Below are 23,492 nucleotides of genomic sequence, written 5' to 3' on the forward strand. Positions count from 1 at the left end.
CAGGCTCATCATTGAAGGTGGGCGCCCTGCCAGTAGGCACGGGCTGCGGCGACGTCCGCGTCGATCGCCGACTTGAGGGCCTCCAGGGAGGCGAAACGCTGCTCTTCGCGCAGCTTGCGGTGGAAGGTGACGCTGAGGCGCCGGTCGTAGAGGCTCGCGGCGAAGTCCAACAGGTGCACTTCCAGATGGGCGTTGCCGTCCCCTTTCACGGTGGGGCGCACGCCGATGTTCGCGACACCAGGCAGGCGCTGGCCATCCAGCTCCACGCTGACCAGGAAGACCCCGGAGAGCGGTACACGGCGTCGCTTGAGTTGCACATTGGCAGTCGGCGTGCCGAGCTGCCGCGCCAGTTTCTGGCCATGCAGGACACGGCCGGTGATGCTGAAAGGGCGCCCGAGCAGGTGCTCGGCCAGCGGGAAGTCGGCGGCGGCCAGGGCCTCGCGGACACGGGTGCTGCTGACCCGCATGCCATCCAGTTCGACGGTGGCAGCGGCCTCGACGGTAAAGCCCTCGGCTGCCCCGGCAGCCTGGAGGAAGGCGAAATCGCCGGCGCGATCACAACCGAAGCGGAAGTCGTCACCGATCTCCAGGTGGTGCACACCCAGCCCTTCCACCAGCACCGCATGGACGAACTCGGCAGCGGACAGCTCGCGCAAGCGCCGGTTGAACGCCAGGCACAGGACGAAATCCACGCCCTCACCGGCCAGCAGCTCGAGCTTGTCGCGCAGGCGCGTCAGGCGGACGGGGGCGGTATCGGGGCCGAAGAACTCACGGGGCTGGGGTTCGAAGATCACCACGCAGCTGGGTACGCCCAGCTCGGCCGCACGTTCGCGCAGGCGCTTGAGAATGGCCTGGTGCCCCCGGTGGACGCCGTCGAAATTGCCGATGGTGGCAACGCAGCCCCCGGATCGGGGCCGCAGGTTATGAAGACCTCGGACCAGCTGCATAGCACACGTCTTGTTCACAAAGTGGCCGATTATACGCACAGCCGCGCCATCACAACAGGCACGTCTGACGTGTCGCAAAGCCGCTCTCCGGAGGGCAAGACCCCGCTATCGGACAGCCCGGCGAGCGAAGTGGCGAAGGCGGAAACCCAGCACCGCCAGGGTGGCGAAATAACTGCCGGCACCGGCGACCACCAGCAGCATCAGCCGCGCCAGGCGCTCGGGCATGCCACCGCTGTCCCAGGCCGGCAGCCAGCTCCCCCCCAGCACAAGGATCGCCCCCATCACCGCAACCGCTACCAGCAGCTTGAGCAGGAACACACCCCAGCCCGGTTGGGGCAGAAAAAGACGTTGCCGGCGCAACTGCCAGAACAGCAAGGCGGCGTTGAGACAGGCCGCCAGCCCGATGGCTAGCGCCAGGCCGGCGTGCTGCAACGGCCCGATCAGCACCAGGTTGAGCAACTGGGTCACCACCAGGGTCAGCAGGGCGATACGCACCGGGGTACGGATGTTCTGCCGGGCATAGAAGCCAGGCGCCAGGACCTTCACCAGGATGATCCCGAGCAGACCGACGGCGTAGGCGATCAGCGCACGCTGGGTCATCAGTGCGTCATGGGCGGTGAACTTGCCGTACTGGAACAGCGACACCGTCAGCGGCTCGGCTAGCAGCGCCAGCGCCAGGGCGCAGGGCAGCACCAGCAGGAAACACAGGCGCAGCCCCCAATCCAGCAGCTCGGAATAGGCCGTGCGGTCATCGTTGGCGTAGGTCTTGGCCAGCGACGGCAGCAGGATGGTGCCAAGCGCCACGCCAAGCACGCCGGAGGGCAGCTCCATCAGGCGGTCGGCGTAGTACATCCAGGACACCGAACCGGCCACCAGGAAGGACGCGAAGATGGTGTTGATGATCAGCGAGATCTGGCTTACCGAGACCCCGAAGATGGCCGGCCCCATCTGCTTCAGCACCCGCCAGACGCCGGCATCGCGCAGGTTCAGACGCGGCAGCACGAGCATGCCGATGCGCTTGAGCGCCGGCAGCTGGAACAGCAACTGGGCCAGCCCACCCACCAGGGTCGCCCAGGCCAGCGCCATCACCGGTGGATGGAAGTAAGGCGTGAGGAACACCGCAAAGACGATCATCGCCACGTTCAGCAGCGTCGGCACGAAGGCCGGCACCGCAAAGCGGTTCCAGGTGTTCAGCACCGCCCCGGCCAGGGACGACAGCGAAATCAGGAAGATATAGGGAAAGGTGACCCGCAACAGGTCGGTGGTCAGCTCGAACTTCTCCTGGGTGTCAGTGAAGCCCGGAGCGGTGGCATAGATCACCCAGGGTGCTGCAAGAATGCCCAGCGCCGTGACCAGCGCCAGCGCCAGGGTCAGCAGTCCGGCCACATAGGCGATGAAGGTCCGGGTCGCCTCCTCGCCCTGCTGGCTCTTGTACTCCGCCAGGATCGGGACGAAGGCCTGTGAGAAGGCCCCCTCGGCGAAGATCCGCCGCAGCAGGTTGGGCAGTTTGAAGGCAACGAAGAAGGCATCCGTGGCCATGCCGGCACCGAAGGCACGGGCCACGATGGTGTCGCGAACGAAGCCCAGTACCCGCGACAGCATGGTGATGGAGCTGACGGCGGCCAGCGACTTGAGCAGATTCATGACGTAAAGGCTTGCATCCCAGGAGGCCGAAGGAAAGAATGCGCGACCGCAGAAGCCGACGCCCGGGCTGCCCCGGAGCGCGCGAGTGTAGAGCTGCGCAGCGAAGAAATCACGCTGCACGCTCGTCGCCCGCCACGGCAAGGGCACTCAACCGCCCTTGACATCGCCACAGTGCATCGGCATGATTCGCGGCCTTATTTGTTCGTATCCCCCAGTTTCCGAGGAGCTTGACGGTGGCCAATACACCTTCTGCCAAAAAACGCGCGAAACAGGCTGAGAAGCGTCGTAGCCATAACGCCAGCCTGCGCTCCATGGTCCGTACCTACATCAAAAACGTAGTCAAGGCGCTCGACGCCAAGGACCTGCCCAAGGCCCAAGCAGCCTACACCGCTGCTGTACCGGTCATCGACCGCATGGCCGACAAAGGCATCATCCACAAGAACAAGGCTGCTCGTCACAAGAGCCGCCTGAACGCGCACATCAAGGCGCTGGGCCAGGCTGCCGCCTAAGCTCGTTCTTGTACGAAAAACCGGCCTGATGGCCGGTTTTTTATTGCCCGCGATTTGGCACTGCATGTTCACCAGGCAACAAAAAGCCCGGCAAACCGGGCTTTCCATCGTTGACTCAGGGCTTGTTCGGCCAGGGCATGATCGGAATGGCCGTCACCGCGTTCTGCGGACTACCCTCGATGATGCGATCGCTGTAGACCAGATAGACGAGCGTGTTGCGCTTGCGATCGAAGAAGCGCACCACCTGCATGGTCTTGAACACCAGCGACGTACGCTCCTTGAACACTTCCTCGCCATCCTTCAGGTCAGCCGTGAAACGCACAGGCCCCACCTGCCGACAGGCAATGGAGGCCTCCGCGCGATCCTCGGCCAGACCCAGGCCACCTTTCACGCCACCGGTCTTGGCTCGCGACAGGTAGCAGGTCACCCCTTCCACCTTGGGGTCGTCAAACGCCTCGATGACGATCTTGTCATTGGGCCCGAGCCACTTGAACACGGTGGAGACCGACCCGATCTCCTCGGCCGCCGCCAGCATCGGCATCGCAGCCACGGCCGCCAGCAATCCCCTCAGAAGCCTCATGACACCTCCTCGTCAGATCAGGACCAGGTTGTCCCGATGCACCAGCTCAGGCTCACCCATGTAGCCCAGCAGCTTCTCCACCATCTCGGACGACTGGCCAATGATCTTCTGCGCCTCCAGAGCACTGTAGTTCACCAGGCCACGCGCCACTTCGCCCCCCTCGGGGTCGACGCATACCACCATCTCACCGCGACGGAAGCTGCCCTGCACCGCCTTCACCCCTACCGGCAGCAGACTTTTGTGGTCGGAACGCAACGCCTTCACCGCCCCCGCATCCAGCACCAGGGTGCCGCGGGTCTGCAGGTGGCCGGCCAGCCACTGCTTGCGGGCGGCCAGCATGCCGCGCTCGGGCGCCAGGAGCGTACCCAGGCGCTCGCCGCTCTTCAGGCGATCCAGCACGCGCTCGATACGGCCACCGACGATAATCGTGTGCGCCCCGGAGCGCGCCGCCAAGCGCGCCGCACGCAGCTTGGTCTGCATGCCACCGCGCCCCAGCGCACCACCAGTTCCGCCCGCCACGGCATCCAGCGCTGGATCATCGGCACGCGCTTCGAAAATCAGTTGGGCATCGGGGTTGTGACGCGGATCAGCATCGAACATGCCATCGCGATCGGTGAGGATAACCAGCAGGTCCGCCTCCACCAGGTTGGCCACCAGAGCCGCCAGGGTGTCGTTGTCACCGAAGCGGATCTCATCGGTGACAACAGTGTCGTTCTCGTTGATGACGGGAATCACACCCAGATCGACCAGCGCACGCAGGGTGCTGCGCGCATTGAGGTAGCGCTTGCGGTCGGAAAGGTCGTCGTGAGTCAGGAGGATCTGGGCAGTGCCACGGCCATGCTCGGCAAAACTGGATTCCCAGGCCTGCACCAGCCCCATCTGCCCGACGGCAGCCGCAGCCTGCAGCTCGTGCATGGCCTTCGGGCGGGTATTCCAGCCCAACCGGCTCATGCCCGCCGCTACCGCGCCGGACGACACCAGCACCAGTTCGACGCCCGCATTACGCAGCGCCACCATCTGCTCCACCCACACCGCCATGGCATCGCGATCGAGGCCACGCCCATCAGCGGTCAGCAAAGCACTGCCGATCTTCACCACCCAGCGCTGCGCGCCAGTCACCTTGTCCCGCATATCTTCCAACCTTAGCTAGAAAGCCGTGCGGCCCATGGCGCACAGCCTATGGCGATCATCCGGTGCGCCCGAAGGCGCGGTCATCAGGGAACGTAGAAGATCTCCGGCCCGTCGCCGTCGTCCTCGTCATCAAAGAAATCATCATCGTCGTCGGCAGCATCGGCACTCTTCAGGCCGGCACGACGCAGTGCACGGCGATCATCCAGAGCCTGCAGGCGGGCGCGCGCCTCGTCCTCGATGCGCTGGTCCAGCTCGGCGAGCGACTCGGCGTAGGCCGGGTCCTCTTCCATGCGCAGGGTCCGCTCGTCGAGATAACGCATGATCTCCTGGGACAACGCCTCGGTACCTTCGCGCTCCAAGGCGGAAATGACGAAAACAGGCCCTTCCCATTCGAGGCGCTCGATCACCTCTTTCATGCGCGCTTCGCGCTCTTCATCCAGCAACTGGTCAGCCTTGTTCAGCACCAGCCAGCGATCACGCTCGGTCAGCGCTGGGCTGAAGCGTCCCAACTCCTCGACGATGGTCGCAGCCGCCTCGGCCGGATCGCTCTCGTCCAGCGGCGCCATGTCGACGATGTGCAGCAGCAGGCGAGTACGCGCCAGGTGCTTGAGGAAGCGAATCCCCAGGCCGGCACCCTCGGCAGCGCCCTCGATCAACCCCGGAATGTCGGCCACGACGAAGCTCTTGAAGCGCCCGACACTGACCACACCCAGGTTCGGCACCAGGGTGGTGAAGGGGTAATCCGCCACTTTCGGCTTGGCGGCCGACACCGCGCGGATGAAGGTGCTCTTGCCCGCGTTCGGCAGCCCCAGCAGACCGACGTCAGCCAGCACCTTCAACTCCAGCTTGAGGTCACGGGACTCGCCCGGCTTGCCCTTGGTGGTCTGGCGCGGCGCGCGGTTGGTACTGGACTTGAAGCGGGTGTTACCCAAACCATGCCAACCACCCTGAGCCACCAGCAGGCGCTGACCAGGCACGGTCAGGTCACCGATGATCTCCTGGGTACCGGCATCGATCACCGTGGTGCCAACCGGTACCGGCAGGACGAGGTCTTCACCCTTGCGGCCGGTGCAGTCCTTGCTGCCGCCGTTCTCGCCACGCTGGGCATCGAAACGACGGGTATAGCGGTAATCCACCAGGGTGTTGAGGTTCGGATCGGCTTCCATGTACACGGAACCGCCGTCGCCACCATCACCACCGTTGGGGCCGCCTTTCTCAATGAATTTTTCGCGACGGAAACTCATCAGGCCATTGCCGCCGTCGCCTGCTTTTACAAAGATCGAAACTTCATCGACGAATTTCATCAGGAAGCCTCCCGCCACGGTGGCGGGCCAATTAAAAAGGAACACAAGGATACAGGGAGCCGGCGCTATGCGCAGTTTCCGCTGTCAGAAACAAAAAAGCCCCGTCGCGAGACAGGGCTTTTGCAGCGAGATCGCGATTAGGCCGCGACGACGCTCACGTACTTGCGACCGAAGGCGCCTTTGACCTCGAACTTCACAACGCCGTCCACTTTCGCGAACAGGGTGTGGTCCTTGCCCAGACCAACGCCAACGCCTGCGTGGAACTTGGTGCCACGCTGACGAACGATGATGTTGCCAGCCTTGATGACTTGGCCGCCGTACAGTTTCACGCCAAGGCGTTTACTTTCTGAGTCGCGACCGTTGCGGGTAGAACCGCCAGCTTTTTTGTGTGCCATGAGTCAAATCCTCCAAAAAGGAAATTAGGCCTGGATGCCGGTGATCTTGATTTCAGTGAACCACTGGCGGTGGCCCTGACGCTTCATGTGGTGCTTACGACGACGGAACTTGATGATGCGAACCTTGTCGTGACGGCCTTGAGAGACCACTTCGGCAACCACTTTGGCGCCATCGACAACCGGAGCGCCGATTTTCACGTCGTCGCCATTGCCGATCAGCAGAACGCGATCGAAAGTCACGGATTCGCCAGTGGCGACTTCCAGCTTCTCGATCTTCAGGAATTCACCTTCAGCGACTTTGTACTGCTTGCCGCCGGTAACGATAACTGCGTACATGGATTTTCTCCGTTAAACCTGCTCACCCGACGCTTTATAGAAAGAGGAATGGGTCGGCATGGCTGCATGGGGCCGGAACTGGAACCCGTGCAATTGCGTAAGGCAGGGAAATGCCCAAGGAAGTTCAGGGGCCGCGATTGTACGCAAGCCGCAAAAGCCGCGCAAGCACCGGCGGGGCTTGCCTTGACAGCCCCCTACCCGCCCCCTAGCATGCCGCGCATTCTCAAAGGAGCACCCCTCGCTGATGCAACCCCAGGCCTTCTACCGCGTGGTGGCGGACGATTTTACCGCAGTCGACGACATCATCCGTCGGCAACTCACCTCCCGCGTACCCCTGGTCGAGAAGATCGGCGACTACATCGTCTCCGCCGGCGGCAAGCGCCTGCGCCCGCTGCTGGTCCTGCTCAGCGGCAATGCCCTCGGATTCGGCGGCGATCAACTGCGCCTGCTGGCCGCCACCATCGAATTCCTGCACACCTCCACCCTGCTGCACGACGACGTCGTCGATGCCTCGGGCCTGCGCCGCGGCCGCTCCACCGCCAATGCCCTGTGGGGCAACGCGCCGAGCGTGCTGGTGGGCGACTTCCTCTATGCGCGCTCCTTCGAAATGATGGTCGAGCTGGGCTCCATGCCGGTGATGCGCATCATTTCCCAGGCCACCCGCGTCATCGCAGAAGGCGAAGTACTGCAGCTGTCGAAGATCCGCGACGCCAGCACCACCGAAGAGACCTATATGGAAGTCATCCGCGGCAAGACCGCGATGCTCTTCGAGGCTTCCACCCACAGCGCCGCCGTACTCGCCGGTGCCAGCGAAGCCCAGGCCGAAGCCCTGCGGACCTTCGGTGACTACCTCGGCATCGCCTTCCAGCTGGTGGACGACCTGCTCGACTACCGCGGTGATGCCACTACCCTTGGCAAGAACGTCGGCGACGACCTCGCCGAAGGCAAGCCGACCCTGCCGCTGATCGTCACCATGCGTGACGGCAGCCCCGATCAGGCCGCTCTGGTCCGCAAGGCCATCCAGCAAGGCGGCAGCCAGGACCTGGAGGGCATCCGTGAAGCCGTGGAAGCCGCCGGCGCCCTCGACTATACCGCCCGCCTCGCCCGCGACTATGCCGAGCGTGCCATCGCCTGCCTGGACGCCCTGCCGCCCAGCGAGCACCGCGACGCCATGATCGAGCTGACGCAGTTCGCCGTCGCCCGCACGCACTGAGCCAAAGCGCTCACCGGGAAGCCCGCCTCACACGGCGGGCTTTTTCATGCCCGCAGAAAACGGCTGGCGACGAAAGGCAGCGATAGACCCTTGCTATTTTGATAATAGGAATTATTCTCATCTCACAGCTTTTCAAGGAGATGAGCCATGACCTACCTGATCGATGCCTGGCTGGATCGCCCCCACCCCTACCTGCGCATCCTCCACCGCGAAACCGGGGAAATCTGCGCCGTACTGGAAGAAGAAGCCCTCGACGAACTGCGTGACCAAGGCGACCTCGACCTTGCCGGCCTGAACTCCAGCGAGCCACTGGTGCTCAAGGAACTGGTGCGCAACCTCTTCCTGTTCTGCTACGCGCGGGCCTTGAGGCCGCAACAGGACGCCCACCTGGCATGACGGAGATCCGGGTGGTGCAGGACGCGCCACCCGCAAGCGGGCGCCCCGGGGCGCTCGCCTGCAAACGGGGCCGACAAGGCCCCGCAGGTGCCCGGGCAGGCCAGGACGGCCGGCCCGGGTATCGCTCTTCGCGGGATCAGAGGATCGCCAGCAGCTCCACATCGAACACCAGCACGCTATGGGGCGGGATGCTGCCCACGCCCTGCGCGCCATAGGCCAGTTCGCTGGGTACGTGCAGGCGCCACTTGCTGCCGGCATTCATCAGTTGCAGGGCCTCGACCCAACCTGGGATCACGCCACCCACCGGGAACTCGGCCGGCTCGCCGCGGTTGTAGGAGCTGTCGAACACGGTGCCGTCGATCAGCGTACCGTGGTAGTGGGTGCGCACGGTGTCTTCGGCCGACGGCTTGGCGCCCTCGCCCGCCACCAGCACCTCGAACTGCAGGCCGGACGGCAGCACGGTCACACCTTCGCGCTTGGCGTTCTCCGCCAGATAGGCACGGCCTTCGCCAGCCGCCGCTTCCACCTTGGCCTGAGCCTGGGCCTGCATGCGCTCGCGGATGACCCGGAACGCCGCGTTCAGGTCAGCCGCCTCGACACGGCTTTCCACGCCAGCAAAGGCATCGCGCAGGCCGGCGACCACCGCATCGATGCTCACGCCGGGCGGAGGGTTGTCACGGATCTGGTCACCCAGCTGGCGGCCAATGCCGTAGCTGACGCGGGATTCATCACTGGAAAGATCGAGTTCGGACATGGCCGGGCTCCGCACAGGGAAAAAAGGTCGGCCAGACTAGCACAGCCCCTGGCACCGCCCTACCCCGGAAAAGAAACCGCCCGCCGGCCTGGAAGGCGGGCGGGCGGCCACTGCAGCAAGGCTCAGTGACTGCTCTTGCTCATCTTGTCCAGGTAGCCCATGGCGAACGCCGAGATCACGAAGGTCATGTGCACCACCACGTACCAGAGGATCTTGTCGTTATCGATGTTCTGCGCATCCATGAAGACCCGCAGAAGATGGATGGACGAGATCGCCACGATGGACGCCGCCACCTTCATCTTCAGCGAGCCGGAGTCCATCTTGCCGAGCCAGCTGAGCTTCTCCTTGTTCTCGTCGATGTCCAGTTGCGACACGAAATTCTCGTAACCGGAGATCATCACCATCACCAGCAGGCCACCGACCAGGGACATGTCAATCAGCGAGAGCAGGACCAGGATCAGTTCACCCTCGGTCTTCTCGAAAACGTGGGGAATGACGTGGTAGATCTCCTGGAAGAACTTCAGCGCCAGCGCCAGCAACGCCAACGACAGGCCGAAGTAGATGGGCGCCAGCAGCCAGCGCGCCGCGTACATCGAATTTTCCAAAAAGCGTTCCATGAAGCCTCGCAACAGGGGTGGAAATGGCGGCGAGTATAGCGAGCACTCTCCTTTAGAAAAACAGAATGAAACGCCCGGAAATATCCCCGAAAGCTGTGGATAACCCTGTGCATGAGCGCTGCAAGGAACGCTGCCACCGCCGGTGCCTAAGGCGTTGCAGCGGCTGCTCGAAAAACCGCCATCAACTGTCGGGGCGCGACAGGCAGTCCCCCATCGTGCGCCCTCGCGCCTGGTTCAGGCGACGCAGCTCCGCCTGCTGGTGCAGGCGCCAGGTCATGGGTTCCTCGCAGGGGCAGTAGCCCAGCTCACCCAGGCAGTCAGCGATGCTCGCCATCACCGACTCGGCGACGAAAGGCCCATGGAACGGGCCCTGGGCGCGAATGGCGGACGGTTGGGTGCCGGAAATGCCGGCCGCACAGATGAGGGTCCACAGGCCGTTGTCACCGGCCAGCGGCAGGATCACGCACTCGATACGGGTGACCAGCCCCAGGCATTGACGGGTAAGGCAGAGGGTGCGGGACATGACGGCATTCCTCGCGTGGACCTGGCGCCCAGCCTACACCCCGAAAACCTGGGAAAGCGAGGAATTCTTATCCACGCCTTCTGTGGATAACCCTGTGGAATGAATGTCGGCAAAACCGCCGAAGCGCCGCCCCGCCTGTGCTGCGGGGCCTTGCTCGAAGCCTGACCAACCGCGCCCTCCCTGGCACGGCGTCAAACCGTCTGTCAGATCATTCCGACGCCTTGCCAGCGTCGGCAGCAGGTGCCTTCCGAGTGGGCGCCTTGCGCTTCGGCTTGGCGGGCTCCGGTGCCTTCTCGGCGGCAACGGCGGCTGCAACGGCCTCCGCGTCCTTGGCGGGGGCCTTCTCCTCTTCCTCCATGCCCATCTCGGCGATCTCCCGCAGGCGGGCCACCACGCGTGCATTGATGCTGCCGACCGGGAAGCGGCCCTTCTCGTCCGGCGCGCCGGCCGGCTCGCCCACCAGCAGGCTCAGGGCCTCGTCGGCCTGGCGCACGGCGTAGACATGGAACTGGCCCTTGCGCACGGCCTGCACCACCCGCTCGTCGAGCATCAGGTTGGTGACGTTGGCGTGGGGAATGATCACCCCCTGCTCACCCGTCAGCCCCCGGGCCTCGCACAGCCGGAAGAAGCCTTCGATCTTCTCGTTCACCCCGCCCACGGCCTGCACCTCGCCGAACTGGTTGATCGAGCCGGTGATGGCGAAGCACTGCTTCAGCGGCGTGCGCGACAGCGCCGAGATCAGCGTGCAGGCCTCGCCCAGGGAGGCGCTGTCGCCGTCCACGTAACCGTAGGACTGCTCCAGCGCGATGCTCGCGGAAATCTCCAGGGGAAACTCCTGGGCGTAGCGGCTGCCCAGGTAGCCGGTGAGGATCATCACCCCCTTGGAGTGGATCGGCTGGCCCAGGTTGACCTCGCGCTCGATGTCGACGATGCCCGAACCACCCGGGTAGACGGTGGCGGAAATCCGCGCCGGCACGCCGAACGCCGAGTCCCCCACCTCCAGCACGGTGAGGCCGTTGCACTTGCCCACGGCCGCGCCCTCGGTGTCGATCAGGATGGTGCCGGCCAGCATGTCGTCGAGGATGCGAGCCGACACCCGTCCAGTGCGCGTGGCCTTGGCCTTCAGCGCCCGCTCCACGTGTTCGGCGTTGGTCACCGGCTCACCGGCCAGCTGACGCAGGAAGTCCGCCTCGCTGTGCAGCTGGAACAGGTCGCCGATCTTCGCCGATAACCGCCGCTGGTTCTCCGCCAGGCGCACGCTGTAGGTCGCCAGGCGCGCCACGGCATCCGCGCTGAGCGGCGCCATGCCTTCCTCGGTGGTACGGGTCTTCAGCAACTGGGCGAACTGTTCCAGAGTCTCCTCGTCGAAGTCGATCTCTTCATCGAAGTCCACCAGCACCCGGAACATCTCCTGGAAGTCCGGGTCCAGGTCCTGCAGCGTGTAATACAGCTGGCGCGACCCGATGATCACCACCTTCACCTGCAGCGGGATCACCTGGGGCGTCAGGGTCACGGTGGCCAGGCGACCCAGCTCGGCCAGCGGCGACTCCATTTTCAGCTGGCGCGAATGCAGCGCGCGCTTCAGCGCATCCCAGACGAAGGGCTCGCTGAGCATCTTCTCCGCCTCCAGCACCAGGAACCCGCCGTTGGCGCGGTGCAGCGCACCCGGGCGCAACTGGCGGTAGCTGGTGTAGAGCGCGCCCTGGTCGGTGCCGTACTCGATGCGGCCGAACAGGTTGTCGTAGGTCGGGTGCGGCTCGAACACCACCGGCGCCCCGCTGCCGTCGGGGTGCCCAACCACGAGACTGGGGCAGTACTGCTCCTCCAGCATCTCGCGGCGCTGCACGTCCGGCTTGTCGTCCAGCAACTGGTCGACCACGGTCTTCAGCAGGTTCACCTGCATCGCCTGCAGATACGCCACCACCCCGGCGTTCTCCGCGTACTTCTCCGAGAGCGGCGCCAAGAGCGGCTGCAGGGCCTGGGTGATGGTCTCCTCGTTGAGCTGGCGCAACTGGTTGCTCGACTCGCGCTTCCATTGCGGCAGGCTGGCCAGCTCCTCGTTTAGGCGCTCCTCCAGCAGCGCGATGTCATCGTGGAAGCGCTCGCGCTCGGCTTCCGGCAACTGGGCGAAATCCGCCTCGTCCAGTGCCTTGCCGTCCTTCATCGGGGTGAAGGCGATGTTCGAAGCATCGCGGTACAGCGCCACGTCCTTCTCCAGGGCCAGGCGCTCGATCACATCCAGCGCACGGTCGTAGCGCTGGTTGAAGCCGCGGTCGATGGCGCTCTTCTTTTGCTGGAAGGTGGGCGTTTCGAACACCGCCGGGAAGGTGGCCAGCAGGTTATCCACAAGCTGGCCGATGTCGGCGATGAAGGCGTTCGCCTCGCCCGGTGGCAGGCGCAGCGCGCGGGGCTCGCGGGGCTCGTCGAAATGGTTGACGTAGACCCAGTCCTCCGGGGTTGCCAGGCGCTTGCCCTCGGCCTTGAGGTAGCGCTGCACGAAGGAGAAGCGGCCGGTGCCCGGCTCGCCCATGACATAGACGTTGTAGCCGGCACGGGGCATCGCCACGCCGAATTGCAGGGCCTCCACCGCCCGCTCCTGGCCAAGCACGCCACGGAAGGGCTCGAGGTCGTCGGTGGTGGTGAAGGAGAACTGGCCGGCGTCGAAGCAGCGGGTGAGCGCTTCAGGAGCCAGGCGGAGAGCAGCAGCGAATGGAGCGGGCATCGGGAATCCTTGTGGGCGACGCGAGAGATGGCCGCATTCTGGCGCTCGCCGGAAGCGTGTGGCAAGGCGTTCCGACTGTGCCGGCGAGCCTCGTCACGGCTTGCGAAAATCCCTCGCCTGACCTTGCTTGACACCCGCCCCGCCCTTCCCGAAAGCTCGCCCCCTTCCCCAGGCAAAGCGAGCCGCCCGTTGAAACGGATTGTCCTTCTCCCGCTGCTGCTCACCTGCAATGCCCTGCTGGCCGCCACGCCCATCCCCGTGGAGAGGCTGCAGCGCCTGGCCAACGACCCCTACTGGATTGCCCTTGGCCACTACGAGCGCGGCAAGCTCGGCGGCTGGCGCAGCTACGTCGACGACGGGCGCTTCTTCCTCTCACCCGAAGGCGCACACAACCCGGAAGCGGAACTCGGTGCCACCGTCCAGGCGCTGTACCGCGACCCGGCCCTCGGCGACCAGCACCCTCAATGTGTCTATCCCGCCCGCACCCGCTGGCTGCGCGAGCAACTGGACCTGCGCGACCTGCCCACCCCGGCGTGCAGTGAATACCGGCAGTGGTTCCAGGACATCAACCCCCACAGCACCGTCCTGGTGTTCCCGGCGGCCTACCTCAACAGCCCCTCCTCGATGTTCGGCCACACCCTGCTGCGCATCGACCAGAGCGATGTGGACGAGAACAACACCGCCCTGCTCAGCTACGCGCTCAACTTCGGTGCCTTCATCGAAGGCGCCGACAACAGCATCCTCTACGCCTGGAAAGGCCTGATGGGCGGCTACCCCGGGCTCTTCGCCCTGGTCCCCTACCGCGACAAGCTCAAGGAATACAGCCGCCTGGAGAACCGCGACCTGTGGGAATACCGGCTCAACCTCAGCCCCGAGGAGACCGGGCGCATGGTCGAGCACGTGTGGGAACTGAAGCAGGTGCGCTTCGACTACTTCTTCTTCGACGAGAACTGCTCCTACCGCCTGCTGGAGCTGCTGGAGATCGCCCGCCCCGGCACCGAACTGACCGAGCAGTTCCCCCTCACCGCCATCCCCACCGACACCGTGCGCGCGGTGAAGAACGCCGGTCTGGTGGACCGCATCGACTTCCGCCCCTCCCGCGAGCGGGAACTGGCCGCCCGAGCCGAACCGCTGGAGCCCGTGGAACAGCAGTGGGCCCTGCGCCTGGCCGACGACGCTTCGTTGCTGCAGGCACCCGAATTCCAGGCCCTGCCGGCCCCACGCCGGGCCCTGGTGCAGGATGCCGCCTTCCGCCTGGACCGCTACCGCAGCGCCGGTGAAGAGCGCGACAAGGACCGCGCACGGCGCGGCTTCCAACTGCTGCAGGCGATCAACCGCAACCCGCCGCCCGCCCTCGACGTGGAACGCCCGGCCCTGCCCGAGGACGGCCACGACTCGCGCACCTGGCAACTGGGCCTGGGCAGCCGCGAAGACCGTGCCTACGCCGAGTACGGCCTGCGCATGGCCTACCACGACCTGCAGGACAACCTGGCGGGCTTCCCCCTCGGGGCCCAGATCGAAATCCTCCAGCTCAAGCTGCGCCAGTACGAGGAAAACCACTGGCAACTGCAGCAGCTGGACTTCGCCACCATCCGCTCGCTGACGCCCCGCACCGCCCTGCTGCAGCCCTGGTCCTGGCAGGTCGCCGGCGGCCTGGAGCGGGTGCCCGGGAAGGACGGCGACGAAACCCTGGTGAGCCACCTCAACGGCGGCGCCGGGGCCACCTGGCAACTGGGGGACGATGCCCTCTACTACGCCCTGGCCACGGCCCGCGTGGAACACAACCCGGACTTCGCCGCCTTCGTCGCCGGCGCGGGCGGCTTCGACACCGGCCTGCTCTGGCACAACCGCCTTGGCACCCTCAGCCTGGAAGCCGCCGGGGACTACTTCCACAACGGCGAAGTGCGCCGCCGGCTGTCACTGACCCAGCAGTGGGAACTGAGCCAGCAACTGGGCCTGCGCCTGTCAGCGGAGCGCTCGTTCAGCCACCTCGCCGGGGACGACAACCAGGTGATGCTGCAACTGCGCTGGTACCACTACTGAGCGTCCCCGCGCTGGCGCTCCGCGATGCCGCGCGCAGCGAACCAGGCACCGACCGCGTCCCGTTTGAGCAGGCGGGCATACACCGGCCCGTTGACCCCGCCGCGGATCAGTTGGCCAAGCTCAACACCTGACGCCTCCAGCCGCTCCAGCAGTGCCGTGTCGTCGGCCTCCACCGCCTGCTCCAGGGCCAGGCGCTGCAGGTCAGGTCGTGAACTGAGCGCGCCGGCTTCCAGCGCCGCCTGCCAATCCAGCACCAGAGCGCCCAGGCAGGCCTTCACCCGCTCGGCCAGGGCCTGATCGGCGGCATCGCCTTCCTCCAGCGGGATCAGCGCCTCCAGCAACTCCAGGCCGGACCCGTCGGCATCCTCCGCCAGCGGGTCGCGCTCGTAGGCCAGTTGGGCGAACAGCCCTTCCAGGTCATCAGCCACCCGGGCAAAGGCATCCTCATGCAGGCGCATCGCCCAAGCCGGCGGCAGGCCCTGGCTCCAGGCGTAGACGCGGCCGAAGTAATCCCCGGGCTCGACGCAGACATACAGCCGCTCCAGGTACTCGAAGCCGCCGATGGGCAGGAAGTCCAGCCGCCCGTCCCACTCGCGGCCCTCCTCCTCGGCGATCTGCCGGGCCCACTCCTGCTCGTGCTCCAGCCAGCCCCAGAGGTCGTTGTAGCCATCGCTGCCGGGGTAGAACAGCTCCCGCAGCGAATAGGGATGGATGTGGCCCTGGTAATCCACCCGCAGGTCGTAATCCAGCACGCCGCCATAGGCGACGCGCCACAGCCGCACCAGGGTCGGCGGCAGCGGGCGGCCGACGCGGCGCTCCACCTCGGCCAGTTGCTCGTCGGTGACGGGCGGCTGTGCCTGGTGGATCAGCCGCCCGCCGAACAGCACCAGGCCGTGCCGGGCCAGGCGCTGGAGGTCTTCCGCGCTGAAGGCGTTCATTCGCACACCTCCTGCATCGGCTGCGCCACCGCCAAGCGCTCGCGCACCGCCATCAACGCAAAGCCCAGCAGGTTGAGCCCGCGCCAGGTGGCCGGGGTGCGGGACGCCGCATCCGCCTCGGCCAGGCCGATGCCCCACACCGGGTCCACCGGGCTGGCTTCCACCAGCACCCGACCGGCCGTGGCCAGCAGCACCCGGCGCAGCTCGGCGTTCTGCTCGAACTTGGCGTGGTTGCCAGCCACCACCAGGTCGAAGCGGGCGGCCAGCCAACGGGCCTCATCGAACCCGCGCACCTCCCGCCCGACGGCCTTGGCATCGGCCGGCGTGCGCGCCGCGAGCACGGCCTGCAAAGCGCGCTCATCGCCGAACAGGCGTGCCTTGCCGGCCATCATCCAGTGCTCCGCCGTGGCATAACGAACACCCTCCAGCACGAAGGGCGACTTGAACCACTGGCTGAAGCAGGCTTTGCCCAGCGGCGCGCCCGGTGCCGAGGTGTGGCCCCAGAAGTAGAGGTAGTCGAAGGTGTCTCCGGCGGCGCAGCGCTCGCGCAACTGCTCGACGGACAGGGGAAGGCTCATGGGCGGTCCTTGCATGGCGGGTGAAAAAGGCCGACAGGATAGCCGAGCACGCCGGCACCGGCTGTGCCCGGATCGGCACGCTCACCGTGAGCCCGCGCCTTCACGCCCTACCGCGCCAGGTCTTTCCACTCCAGGCCGAACCTGCCCAGGTACTTGCGCAACCGGTCCGCGTCATTGGGCTGCGCCTTGGCCTGGCGCGACACGTCGTAGAGCAGCCGTCCGGCCTCGGACAGGCTGCTCGCCTCGCGGCACACCGCCACCACCGCTGCCAGTTGCAGGCGGTCGAAGCGGTCCAGCTCGGCCAGGCGCTCACCCAGCAGCGCCGCCAGGCCGTCATCCGGGCCAGACTCGTTGCCCCAGGCGCGGCGCAGCCGGTCGATCTCCTCCTGCACCAGCGCCTCGTCGATGCGGCCGCTGTCGGCCAGGGTCGCCATGCGCGTGATGGAGGCCGACAGCTCGCGGAAGTTGCCGCTCCAGCGCGCCTCGGCGGAACAGGCGAACGCCAGGTAGCGACGTCGCGCCTCCAGGTTGAAGCGCACCAGGCGCCCCTGGTCGCGGGCGTGGCGTTCCAGCTCGAAGTCGATGTTCGGCTCGATGTCCTCGCGGCGCCCCGCCAGGCCCGGCAGTTCGAAAGTCCAGAGGTTGATGCGGGCGAACAGGTCCTCGCGGAACAGCCCCTCGGCCACCCGAGTGCGCAGGTCGCGGTGGGTGCCGGCGATCAGCAGGAAGTCGCTCTCCACCTCGCGGTCCGCCCCCATGGGGAAGAAGCGCTTCTCCTCGATGGCCTTGAGCAGCATGGCCTGCTCGTCCAGGCCCAGTTCGCCGATCTCGTCGAGGAACAGCATGCCGCCGTCCGCCGCCCGCAGCAGGCCGTCACGGGCGCTCTGCGCGCCGGTGAAGGCCCCCTTGAGGTGGCCGAACAGCGCCGACATGGCACCGTCGCCGCGCAGGGTGGCGCAGTTCACCTCGACAAAGCGCCCCGCCACCTGGTGCCTGGCCCGCTTGAGTTCGTACACCCGCCGCGCCAGGAAGGACTTGCCCGCACCGGTGGGGCCGATCAGCAGCATCGGCGCCCGCGAACGCACCGCCACCCGCTCGATCTGCTCGATGCTGCGGTTGAACGCCGGGTTGCGCGTGGCGATGCCCGACTTCAGCAGCTCCAGCCCTTCCAGCTGTTCGCGCTGGAAGCGCGAGGCGATGCGGTCATAGCGGGACAGGTCGAGGTCGATCAGCGAATGGGTGCCGATGGCGTGGCGATCCTCCTCACGACGCCGGCCCGGCGAGGTCTGTACCAGCCGCGCCGGCAGGTAGCGCGCCTCGGTGAGCAGGAACCAGCAGATCTGCGCCACGTGGGTGCCGGTGGTGATGTGCACCAGGTAGTCCTCGTGCTCGGTGTCGAAGCGGTAGGCGCTGACGAAATCATGCAGCGCGCCATACACCTCCTCGAAGTCCCAGGGGTTGCGCAGCGGCATCTCGTGCAGGCGCACCTCAGTCTGCGGCGACACCTGCTCCACGTCGCCCTTGATGCGCTGGGACAGGCCCAGGTCGCGGGCATCGCTGCCGTGGATCAGCTCCAGCCGGTCCACCAGCAGGTCCGGCTGCTGGCACAGGCCCACAGTGGGGCGCCATTTGTTCCAGCGGTCGGCGCCCTTGCCCATGCGGTCCAGGGTCGCGCCAACGAAGCCGATGGCAACGGTCTTGCGGGCCATGCTCACTCCTGCGCCACGGTAATCAGCAAGGGCGACTCGAAGATCGCCACCGGCGAGATCACGGTCTCATCCAGCGGGACCTTTTGACCGTAGCGCTCGCGCATCTTCGCCTTCACCACCGGCGAACTGAGGTCGAAATCGCGAATGCGCTGCAGCTCGCCCAGGCGCAGGCCGAGGGTACGCTCGTAGAGTTTCCACACCAGCTCCGAGCAGTAGAGGCGCTGATCGCTCCATTCGAAGGTCAGGTCGTAGCGGCGCCCACGCAGGCCCTCGGCCAACCTGTGCATATGCTCCAGGGCGTCAGCGGTCAGCAACTCATCGGCACGGATCAGGCGCTTGGCTACGTAGTGGCCACCCTCGCCCCGGGCGATCCACCGCGCCAACGGCACGTACTGCACCCGCGCCCCCGTCTCGAACACCTGCAACCGGCCCTGGTGTTGCAACACCAGCCCCATGTGGCTGTAACGCGAGTGGGTGGCCTGCTGCACCGCCAGGCTCTGCGCCGAGCGCGACTGGTGGAAGATGATGTCGCCCTCCTGCACCTCGGGCAGCGGCACCGCCTGGGCCAGGCCGGCGAGCAGGCTGAAGATGAGAAATAGTGAAAAGCGCATTGCATGTCCTTGTCGAGGGTGCGTCAGTGAAGGCGAGTTTATCCAAAAATATAAATTCGTATATCTATGAATATGGATATCTTTCTCAAAGCCCCCTGGGCAAGATCCTTGAATCACTCGTCATAAAAATAAAATCCTTAAATATCAATTACTTGAAAAATATTTCCGGAACAAAAAACGAAACTGGCACGCCGCTCGCTATATCCCTTTCAACGAAAGGACAACAGAGCGAGACGCCACGATGGCCAACACCGCCCTCTTCAACACTCAGGCAGCCAGCCTGCCGCAGGTGGATACGTACAACCGCAGCAAGGCCGGTGCCTACGCCCTGCAACCGAAGCACAAGCTGGCCCAGCTGGCGATGACCGGTTGCCTGAACCAGACCTTCTACGCCGACGCTCCCGAGCAACTGGCCGAGGTGCTGGCCCTGGTGGCCCAGCTGGACGCGGCCTTCGTGGCCAAGACCGCCATCTACGCCCGCCGTGCCGGCCACATGAAGGACATGCCGGCCCTGCTGGTGGCCGCCCTCGCGGCGCAACGTTCCTCCCTGCTGCCGGCGGTTTTCGGCCAGGTGGTGGACAACGGCAAGATGCTGCGCAACGTCGTGCAGATCCTGCGCAGCGGCGTGACCGGTCGCAAATCGCTCGGTACACAGCCCAAGCGCCTGGTGCAGGCGTGGCTGAATACCGCCAGCGAGCGCCAGTTGCTGCAGGCCGCGATCGGCAACCAGCCGTCCCTGGCGGACGTGCTGAAGATGGTCCACCCGAAACCGAGCGAAGCCTGGCGTGAAGCCTTCTTCGCCTGGGTACTCGGCAAGCCGGCGGATGCCGACGCGCTGCCGCCGCTGACCCGCGCCCTGCTGGCCTTCCGCAGCGGCGCCAGCGACGAGCTGCCGGACGTGCCCTTCCAGTTGCTGGGCGACCGTCAACTGAGCGCCGCGCAATGGCTGGAACAGGCACAGCGCATGGGCTGGCAGACCCTGCGGATGAACCTCAACACCCTGGCGCGCCACGGTGTGTTCCAGTTGCCCGGCGCGGCCTATGCGGTTGCCGCGCGGCTGGCGGACCGGGAAGCAGTGGCCAAGTCACGGGTCTACCCGTACCAGTTGCTGACCGCCTACACGATGGCCGGCAGCGACGTACCGGAGCCGGTGCGCGAGGCGCTGCAGGACGCCCTGGAACTGTCGCTGGCCAACGTGCCGGCGCTGAGCGGCAACGTGGTGGTGTGCCCGGACGTATCCGGCTCCATGCAGAGCCCGGCCACCGGCTACCGCCCTGGCGCCACCAGCACGGTGCGCTGCATCGACGTGGCGGCGCTGATGGCCGCAGCGGTACTGCGCAAGCAGCCGGCGGCGCGGGTGATGCCGTTCGAGAACCAGGTGGTGGACGTGCGCCTCAACCCGCGTGACAGCGTGATGAGCAACGCGCAGAAGCTGGCCTCGATCGGCGGCGGTGGCACCAACTGCTCGGCCCCGCTGGCGCAGTTGGTGAAGGAGAAGGCCAAGGTGGACACGCTGATCCTGGTTTCGGACAACGAATCCTGGATCGACGCCAAGCGGCGCGGCGCCACCGAAACCATGCTCCAGTGGCAGCAGCTGAAGCGGCTGAACCCGAAGGCGAAGATGGTCTGCATCGACATCCAGCCCTACGGCACCACCCAGGCGCAGGAGCAAGCGGACATCCTCAACGTCGGCGGTTTCGGCGATGCGGTATTCGATGTGATCGCCCAGTTCGCCAATGGCGAATACGGCGCGCGGCACTGGGTCGAGCTGATCGAGGCGACCGAGCTGTAGCGATAGGAACTGAACAAGGGCCCCGCAATGGGGTGGGGCCCGCAACGCGTTGAAGCGCGAGACGGCGAATGCAGCCGGGACTCCATCACCGATGTCCCTGCACACTCTTGTCACCGTAGCGCGCGGCACGAATGCAGGTGGCTGTACATCGGTTGAGCCGGTTCGATTCCGGCCCGCGGCAACGCGGAACAGTCACCTTCCCTTGTCGTGCCACCTTGAGTTTTGCGACGAATGCCGGTGGAACTACACCCTCCAACGGTCGAGATGCGGGTTCGAATCCCGTCGGCTCCAATACTGCGGGGCCGTAGTTCAACGGTAGAACACGAAAACGTTTCACCACCTTTTGTCGTCGCACCTGTTTCACCACGGCCCGCAAGGGTCGGCAGCGAATGCAATGGGCACTACATGTGTCGCGGGTTCGAGCCCCGCCCCGGCAACGGGTAGCTCAGCGGGTAGAGCAATTCATGTCCACATCCCTTGTCGCTGCACCCCGGCCGCCCAGGCGGCCAACCGAATTTGCCCGGCGAATGCCGGTGGAACTACAGGACGTCGTGGTCGCGGGTTCGACTCCCGCCGGCTCTCCGGGGCCGTAGCTCAATCGGATAGAGCGCGATGCCGTTTCACCCGACTTGTCGCCGTTTTGAAAGGAAAGAAGGAACCATGGAAAAGCACTACAACCTGCTGGAAGTCACCAACGGCAAGCCGATCAAGCTCTGGACCCAGGGCGTACCGGTGGAGGAGGACGCGCGCAAGCAACTGATCAACACCGCGAAGATGCCCTTCATCTTCAAGCACCTGGCCGTGATGCCGGACGTGCACCTGGGCAAGGGGTCGACCATCGGCAGCGTGATCCCCACCGTCGGCGCCATCATCCCGGCCGCCGTGGGCGTAGACATCGGTTGCGGAATGATCGCCGCACGCACCTCGCTGACCGCCTCCGACCTGCCGGACAACCTGGCGGGCCTGCGCAGCGCCATCGAGAAGGCCGTGCCCCACGGTCGTAGCCCCGCTCGCGGTGGCCGAGACAAGGGGTCCTGGGAAGACGTGCCGGAGCTGGCGGACCACGCCTGGTCGGCCCTGGCCGGGCGCTTCAAGGTGATCACCGACAAGTACCCGCGCCTGGAGAAGACCAACAACCGCAAGCACCTGGGAACCCTGGGAACCGGCAACCACTTCATCGAGGTCTGCCTGGACGAGGCCCAGCGCGTCTGGTTCATGCTCCACAGCGGATCGCGCGGTGTGGGTAACGCCATCGGCAGCCTGTTCATCGAACTGGCCCAGGCCGATATGCGCCAGCACATCGCCAACCTGCCGGACCGCGACCTGGCCTACTTCGAAGAAGGCAGCCAGCACTTCGACGACTACGTGGAGGCCGTGGGCTGGGCCCAGGACTTCGCCAAGCAGAACCGCGCACTGATGATGCACGCCGTGATCGCGGCGGCGCGTACGGTGATCAAGAAACCCTTCGAGGCCAACCTGGAAGCGGTGAACTGCCACCACAACTACGTGCAGAAGGAGCAGCACTTCGGCCAGGAAGTCCTGGTGACCCGCAAGGGCGCGGTATCGGCGCAGAAGGGCCAGCTGGGCATCATCCCGGGCTCCATGGGCGCGCGCAGCTTCATCGTGCGCGGCCTGGGTAACGAGGAGGCGTTCTGCTCCTGCAGCCACGGCGCCGGCCGCACCATGAGCCGCACCAAGGCGAAGAAACTGTTCACCGTGGACGACCAGATCCGCGCCACCGCCCATGTGGAATGCCGCAAGGACGAGGACGTGATCGACGAGATCCCAATGGCCTACAAGGACATCGACGCCGTGATGCACGCCCAGCGCGAGCTGGTGGAAGTGGTGCATACCCTGCGCCAGGTAGTCTGTGTGAAAGGATGAGAAACGATCGGCGTTGCCCTCCCAACGCCTTTCGCCCCTGAGGGAGAGCGGCTGATGCTGCAGAAACTGGAAAACCGCCATCCCCTCCCCGCCGCCATGCGCGAGCGGGTGCTGGAGGAACTGCAACGGGTCGAGCGCGAGCGCAACGTCACCGTGCTCTACGCCTGCGAATCCGGCAGCCGCGCCTGGGGCTTCGCCTCCAGCGACAGCGACTACGACGTGCGCTTCGTCTACGTCGAGCAGCCCGACTGGTACCTGCAGGTACGCGAGCCGCGCGACGTGATCGAGCGCCCGCTGGACGACGAGTTGGATGTGAGCGGCTGGGAGCTGCGCAAGGCCCTGCGCCTGCTGCGCAACTCCAACCCCACGCTGCTGGAGTGGCTCGACTCGCCCCTGGTCTACCGCCAGGACGACGCCGCCACCGCGCGCCTGCGCGAACTGGCCGAAGCCTTCTGGTCGCCCCGGGCCGTGCGCCATCACTACCTGTCCATGGCCAAGAAGAACTTCCGTGGCTACCTGCAAGGCGACGAGGTGCGTTTCAAGAAGTACCTCTACGTCCTGCGCCCACTGTTGGCGGTACGCTGGCTCGACCAGGGCCGTGGCCGCCCGCCGATGCCCTTCGAGGACCTGCTGGTGACCCTGGACGACCCGGCGCTGCTGGCGGAAATCGACGAGCTGCTGCAGCTCAAGCGTGCCGCCACCGAAGCCACCCACGGCCCGCGCCGCGAGGTGCTGCACGCCTTCATCGAGGCCCAGCTGGCCAGCGCCGGCGAAGCCCCGCAACTGCCGCGCGGCCAGGGGGACGACGCCTTGCTGGATGAATTCATGCGTCACTGCGTGCACACCCACGCCACCTGACGCCATCG

General features: G+C 65.9%; 22 protein-coding genes. 7 read left to right on the top strand and 15 right to left on the bottom strand.

The window, feature by feature from the left end; translation table 11 throughout:
- Nucleotides 1-8 precede the first annotated feature (8 nt).
- Together ribF and murJ are read right to left on the bottom strand one after the other, a co-directional pair.
- Entirely contained in the window at nucleotides 9-947 is a 939-nt protein-coding gene (ribF, locus tag A9G05_RS04665) for a bifunctional riboflavin kinase/FAD synthetase (RefSeq protein WP_069559859.1), read from the bottom strand.
- Between the two features lie 105 nt (nucleotides 948-1,052).
- Complete coding sequence (gene murJ, locus A9G05_RS04670) at nucleotides 1,053-2,591, bottom strand: murein biosynthesis integral membrane protein MurJ (RefSeq protein ID WP_069559860.1); 1,539 nt, start codon at nucleotides 2,589-2,591, stop codon at nucleotides 1,053-1,055.
- Nucleotides 2,592-2,824: 233 nt separating this feature from the next.
- Here murJ and rpsT point away from each other — a divergent pair, with 233 nt between their 5' ends.
- Nucleotides 2,825-3,100 carry a 30S ribosomal protein S20 gene (gene rpsT / locus A9G05_RS04675; RefSeq protein WP_028629627.1) on the top strand — a complete coding sequence of 92 codons (276 nt, stop codon included), beginning with the start codon at nucleotides 2,825-2,827 and terminating at the stop codon, nucleotides 3,098-3,100.
- Between the two features lie 115 nt (nucleotides 3,101-3,215).
- Here rpsT and A9G05_RS04680 read toward each other — a convergent pair whose 3' ends face one another.
- From A9G05_RS04680 to rplU, 5 genes are all read right to left on the bottom strand, one after another.
- Nucleotides 3,216-3,680 (bottom strand): CreA family protein, encoded by a 465-nt coding sequence (locus tag A9G05_RS04680; protein ID WP_069559861.1) that lies wholly within the window; start codon nucleotides 3,678-3,680, stop codon nucleotides 3,216-3,218.
- Between the two features lie 12 nt (nucleotides 3,681-3,692).
- Nucleotides 3,693-4,811 (bottom strand): glutamate 5-kinase, encoded by a 1,119-nt coding sequence (proB, locus tag A9G05_RS04685; RefSeq protein ID WP_069559862.1) that lies wholly within the window; start codon nucleotides 4,809-4,811, stop codon nucleotides 3,693-3,695.
- An 83-nt stretch (nucleotides 4,812-4,894) separates the two neighbouring features.
- Complete coding sequence (gene cgtA / locus A9G05_RS04690; RefSeq protein WP_069559863.1) at nucleotides 4,895-6,115, bottom strand: Obg family GTPase CgtA; 1,221 nt, start codon at nucleotides 6,113-6,115, stop codon at nucleotides 4,895-4,897.
- A 137-nt stretch (nucleotides 6,116-6,252) separates the two neighbouring features.
- Nucleotides 6,253-6,510: a 50S ribosomal protein L27 gene (gene rpmA / locus A9G05_RS04695; protein ID WP_044410405.1), complete on the bottom strand. Its 258-nt coding sequence runs from the start codon at nucleotides 6,508-6,510 to the stop codon at nucleotides 6,253-6,255.
- A 24-nt stretch (nucleotides 6,511-6,534) separates the two neighbouring features.
- On the bottom strand, nucleotides 6,535-6,846 hold the full coding sequence (gene rplU, locus A9G05_RS04700; RefSeq protein WP_044410409.1) for a 50S ribosomal protein L21: 312 nt from the start codon (nucleotides 6,844-6,846) through the stop codon (nucleotides 6,535-6,537).
- A 244-nt stretch (nucleotides 6,847-7,090) separates the two neighbouring features.
- Here rplU and A9G05_RS04705 point away from each other — a divergent pair, with 244 nt between their 5' ends.
- Both A9G05_RS04705 and A9G05_RS04710 read left to right on the top strand, forming a co-directional pair.
- Nucleotides 7,091-8,059: a polyprenyl synthetase family protein gene (locus A9G05_RS04705; protein WP_069559864.1), complete on the top strand. Its 969-nt coding sequence runs from the start codon at nucleotides 7,091-7,093 to the stop codon at nucleotides 8,057-8,059.
- A gap of 147 nt (nucleotides 8,060-8,206) precedes the next feature.
- Nucleotides 8,207-8,455 (top strand): hypothetical protein, encoded by a 249-nt coding sequence (locus A9G05_RS04710; RefSeq protein WP_044410414.1) that lies wholly within the window; start codon nucleotides 8,207-8,209, stop codon nucleotides 8,453-8,455.
- Between the two features lie 136 nt (nucleotides 8,456-8,591).
- Here the strand turns inward: A9G05_RS04710 and A9G05_RS04715 are convergent, their stop codons facing one another.
- The 4 genes from A9G05_RS04715 to A9G05_RS04730 all read right to left on the bottom strand — a co-directional run bounded on the left by A9G05_RS04715 (nucleotide 8,592) and on the right by A9G05_RS04730 (nucleotide 13,071).
- A complete protein-coding gene (locus A9G05_RS04715) occupies nucleotides 8,592-9,209 on the bottom strand; it encodes an FKBP-type peptidyl-prolyl cis-trans isomerase (RefSeq protein ID WP_069559865.1) in 618 nt (205 codons plus the stop codon).
- Between the two features lie 122 nt (nucleotides 9,210-9,331).
- Entirely contained in the window at nucleotides 9,332-9,826 is a 495-nt protein-coding gene (locus A9G05_RS04720) for a TIGR00645 family protein (RefSeq protein WP_069559866.1), read from the bottom strand.
- A gap of 181 nt (nucleotides 9,827-10,007) precedes the next feature.
- Nucleotides 10,008-10,349 carry a hypothetical protein gene (locus tag A9G05_RS04725; protein WP_069559867.1) on the bottom strand — a complete coding sequence of 114 codons (342 nt, stop codon included), beginning with the start codon at nucleotides 10,347-10,349 and terminating at the stop codon, nucleotides 10,008-10,010.
- A gap of 208 nt (nucleotides 10,350-10,557) precedes the next feature.
- Nucleotides 10,558-13,071 carry a Lon protease family protein gene (locus A9G05_RS04730; RefSeq protein WP_069559868.1) on the bottom strand — a complete coding sequence of 838 codons (2,514 nt, stop codon included), beginning with the start codon at nucleotides 13,069-13,071 and terminating at the stop codon, nucleotides 10,558-10,560.
- A gap of 189 nt (nucleotides 13,072-13,260) precedes the next feature.
- Here A9G05_RS04730 and A9G05_RS04735 point away from each other — a divergent pair, with 189 nt between their 5' ends.
- Nucleotides 13,261-15,114 (top strand): DUF4105 domain-containing protein, encoded by a 1,854-nt coding sequence (locus A9G05_RS04735; RefSeq protein WP_069559869.1) that lies wholly within the window; start codon nucleotides 13,261-13,263, stop codon nucleotides 15,112-15,114.
- Here the strand turns inward: A9G05_RS04735 and A9G05_RS04740 are convergent.
- The 4 genes from A9G05_RS04740 to A9G05_RS04755 all read right to left on the bottom strand — a co-directional run bounded on the left by A9G05_RS04740 (nucleotide 15,108) and on the right by A9G05_RS04755 (nucleotide 18,950).
- Nucleotides 15,108-16,052: an SMI1/KNR4 family protein gene (locus A9G05_RS04740; protein ID WP_069559870.1), complete on the bottom strand. Its 945-nt coding sequence runs from the start codon at nucleotides 16,050-16,052 to the stop codon at nucleotides 15,108-15,110. The genes A9G05_RS04735 and A9G05_RS04740 overlap by 7 nt on opposite strands.
- Entirely contained in the window at nucleotides 16,049-16,630 is a 582-nt protein-coding gene (locus A9G05_RS04745) for an NADAR family protein (protein ID WP_069559871.1), read from the bottom strand. The genes A9G05_RS04740 and A9G05_RS04745 overlap by 4 nt, the downstream gene beginning before the upstream one ends.
- A 107-nt stretch (nucleotides 16,631-16,737) precedes the next feature.
- Nucleotides 16,738-18,339 carry an RNA repair transcriptional activator RtcR gene (gene rtcR, locus A9G05_RS04750; protein WP_069559872.1) on the bottom strand — a complete coding sequence of 534 codons (1,602 nt, stop codon included), beginning with the start codon at nucleotides 18,337-18,339 and terminating at the stop codon, nucleotides 16,738-16,740.
- 2 nt (nucleotides 18,340-18,341) lie between these two features.
- Complete coding sequence (locus tag A9G05_RS04755) at nucleotides 18,342-18,950, bottom strand: YiiX family permuted papain-like enzyme (protein WP_069559873.1); 609 nt, start codon at nucleotides 18,948-18,950, stop codon at nucleotides 18,342-18,344.
- A 241-nt stretch (nucleotides 18,951-19,191) separates the two neighbouring features.
- Between A9G05_RS04755 and A9G05_RS04760 the strand changes: the two genes are divergently transcribed.
- The 3 genes from A9G05_RS04760 (at nucleotide 19,192) to A9G05_RS04770 (ending at nucleotide 23,484) form a co-directional block, all read left to right on the top strand.
- A complete protein-coding gene (locus tag A9G05_RS04760) occupies nucleotides 19,192-20,742 on the top strand; it encodes a TROVE domain-containing protein (protein WP_069559874.1) in 1,551 nt (516 codons plus the stop codon).
- 660 nt (nucleotides 20,743-21,402) lie between these two features.
- Nucleotides 21,403-22,626, top strand: a complete 1,224-nt coding sequence (locus A9G05_RS04765; RefSeq protein ID WP_069559875.1) for an RtcB family protein — start codon at nucleotides 21,403-21,405, stop codon at nucleotides 22,624-22,626.
- Nucleotides 22,627-22,680: 54 nt separating this feature from the next.
- Nucleotides 22,681-23,484, top strand: a complete 804-nt coding sequence (locus tag A9G05_RS04770) for a nucleotidyltransferase domain-containing protein (protein ID WP_069559876.1) — start codon at nucleotides 22,681-22,683, stop codon at nucleotides 23,482-23,484.
- Nucleotides 23,485-23,492 lie beyond the last annotated feature (8 nt).

Origin of the sequence: Pseudomonas sp. ENNP23 (assembly GCF_001728945.1) — a bacterium.
GTDB lineage: Bacteria > Pseudomonadota > Gammaproteobacteria > Pseudomonadales > Pseudomonadaceae > Metapseudomonas > Metapseudomonas otitidis.

Bases quoted from the DNA above. Each gene is read 5' to 3' on its own strand.
- rpmA (WP_044410405.1), bottom strand. From the start codon at position 6,510: ATGGCACACAAAAAAGCTGGCGGTTCTACCCGCAACGGTCGCGACTCA.
- A9G05_RS04720 (WP_069559866.1), bottom strand. From the start codon at position 9,826: ATGGAACGCTTTTTGGAAAATTCGATGTACGCGGCGCGCTGGCTGCTG.
- murJ (WP_069559860.1), bottom strand. From the start codon at position 2,591: ATGAATCTGCTCAAGTCGCTGGCCGCCGTCAGCTCCATCACCATGCTG.
- proB (WP_069559862.1), bottom strand. From the start codon at position 4,811: ATGCGGGACAAGGTGACTGGCGCGCAGCGCTGGGTGGTGAAGATCGGC.
- A9G05_RS04765 (WP_069559875.1), top strand. From the start codon at position 21,403: ATGGAAAAGCACTACAACCTGCTGGAAGTCACCAACGGCAAGCCGATC.
- A9G05_RS04755 (WP_069559873.1), bottom strand. From the start codon at position 18,950: ATGCGCTTTTCACTATTTCTCATCTTCAGCCTGCTCGCCGGCCTGGCC.
- A9G05_RS04715 (WP_069559865.1), bottom strand. From the start codon at position 9,209: ATGTCCGAACTCGATCTTTCCAGTGATGAATCCCGCGTCAGCTACGGC.
- A9G05_RS04740 (WP_069559870.1), bottom strand. From the start codon at position 16,052: ATGAACGCCTTCAGCGCGGAAGACCTCCAGCGCCTGGCCCGGCACGGC.
- rplU (WP_044410409.1), bottom strand. From the start codon at position 6,846: ATGTACGCAGTTATCGTTACCGGCGGCAAGCAGTACAAAGTCGCTGAA.
- A9G05_RS04760 (WP_069559874.1), top strand. From the start codon at position 19,192: ATGGCCAACACCGCCCTCTTCAACACTCAGGCAGCCAGCCTGCCGCAG.
- ribF (WP_069559859.1), bottom strand. From the start codon at position 947: ATGCAGCTGGTCCGAGGTCTTCATAACCTGCGGCCCCGATCCGGGGGC.
- rtcR (WP_069559872.1), bottom strand. From the start codon at position 18,339: ATGGCCCGCAAGACCGTTGCCATCGGCTTCGTTGGCGCGACCCTGGAC.
- A9G05_RS04730 (WP_069559868.1), bottom strand. From the start codon at position 13,071: ATGCCCGCTCCATTCGCTGCTGCTCTCCGCCTGGCTCCTGAAGCGCTC.
- A9G05_RS04725 (WP_069559867.1), bottom strand. From the start codon at position 10,349: ATGTCCCGCACCCTCTGCCTTACCCGTCAATGCCTGGGGCTGGTCACC.
- A9G05_RS04770 (WP_069559876.1), top strand. From the start codon at position 22,681: ATGCTGCAGAAACTGGAAAACCGCCATCCCCTCCCCGCCGCCATGCGC.
- A9G05_RS04710 (WP_044410414.1), top strand. From the start codon at position 8,207: ATGACCTACCTGATCGATGCCTGGCTGGATCGCCCCCACCCCTACCTG.
- A9G05_RS04705 (WP_069559864.1), top strand. From the start codon at position 7,091: ATGCAACCCCAGGCCTTCTACCGCGTGGTGGCGGACGATTTTACCGCA.
- A9G05_RS04745 (WP_069559871.1), bottom strand. From the start codon at position 16,630: ATGAGCCTTCCCCTGTCCGTCGAGCAGTTGCGCGAGCGCTGCGCCGCC.
- cgtA (WP_069559863.1), bottom strand. From the start codon at position 6,115: ATGAAATTCGTCGATGAAGTTTCGATCTTTGTAAAAGCAGGCGACGGC.
- A9G05_RS04680 (WP_069559861.1), bottom strand. From the start codon at position 3,680: ATGAGGCTTCTGAGGGGATTGCTGGCGGCCGTGGCTGCGATGCCGATG.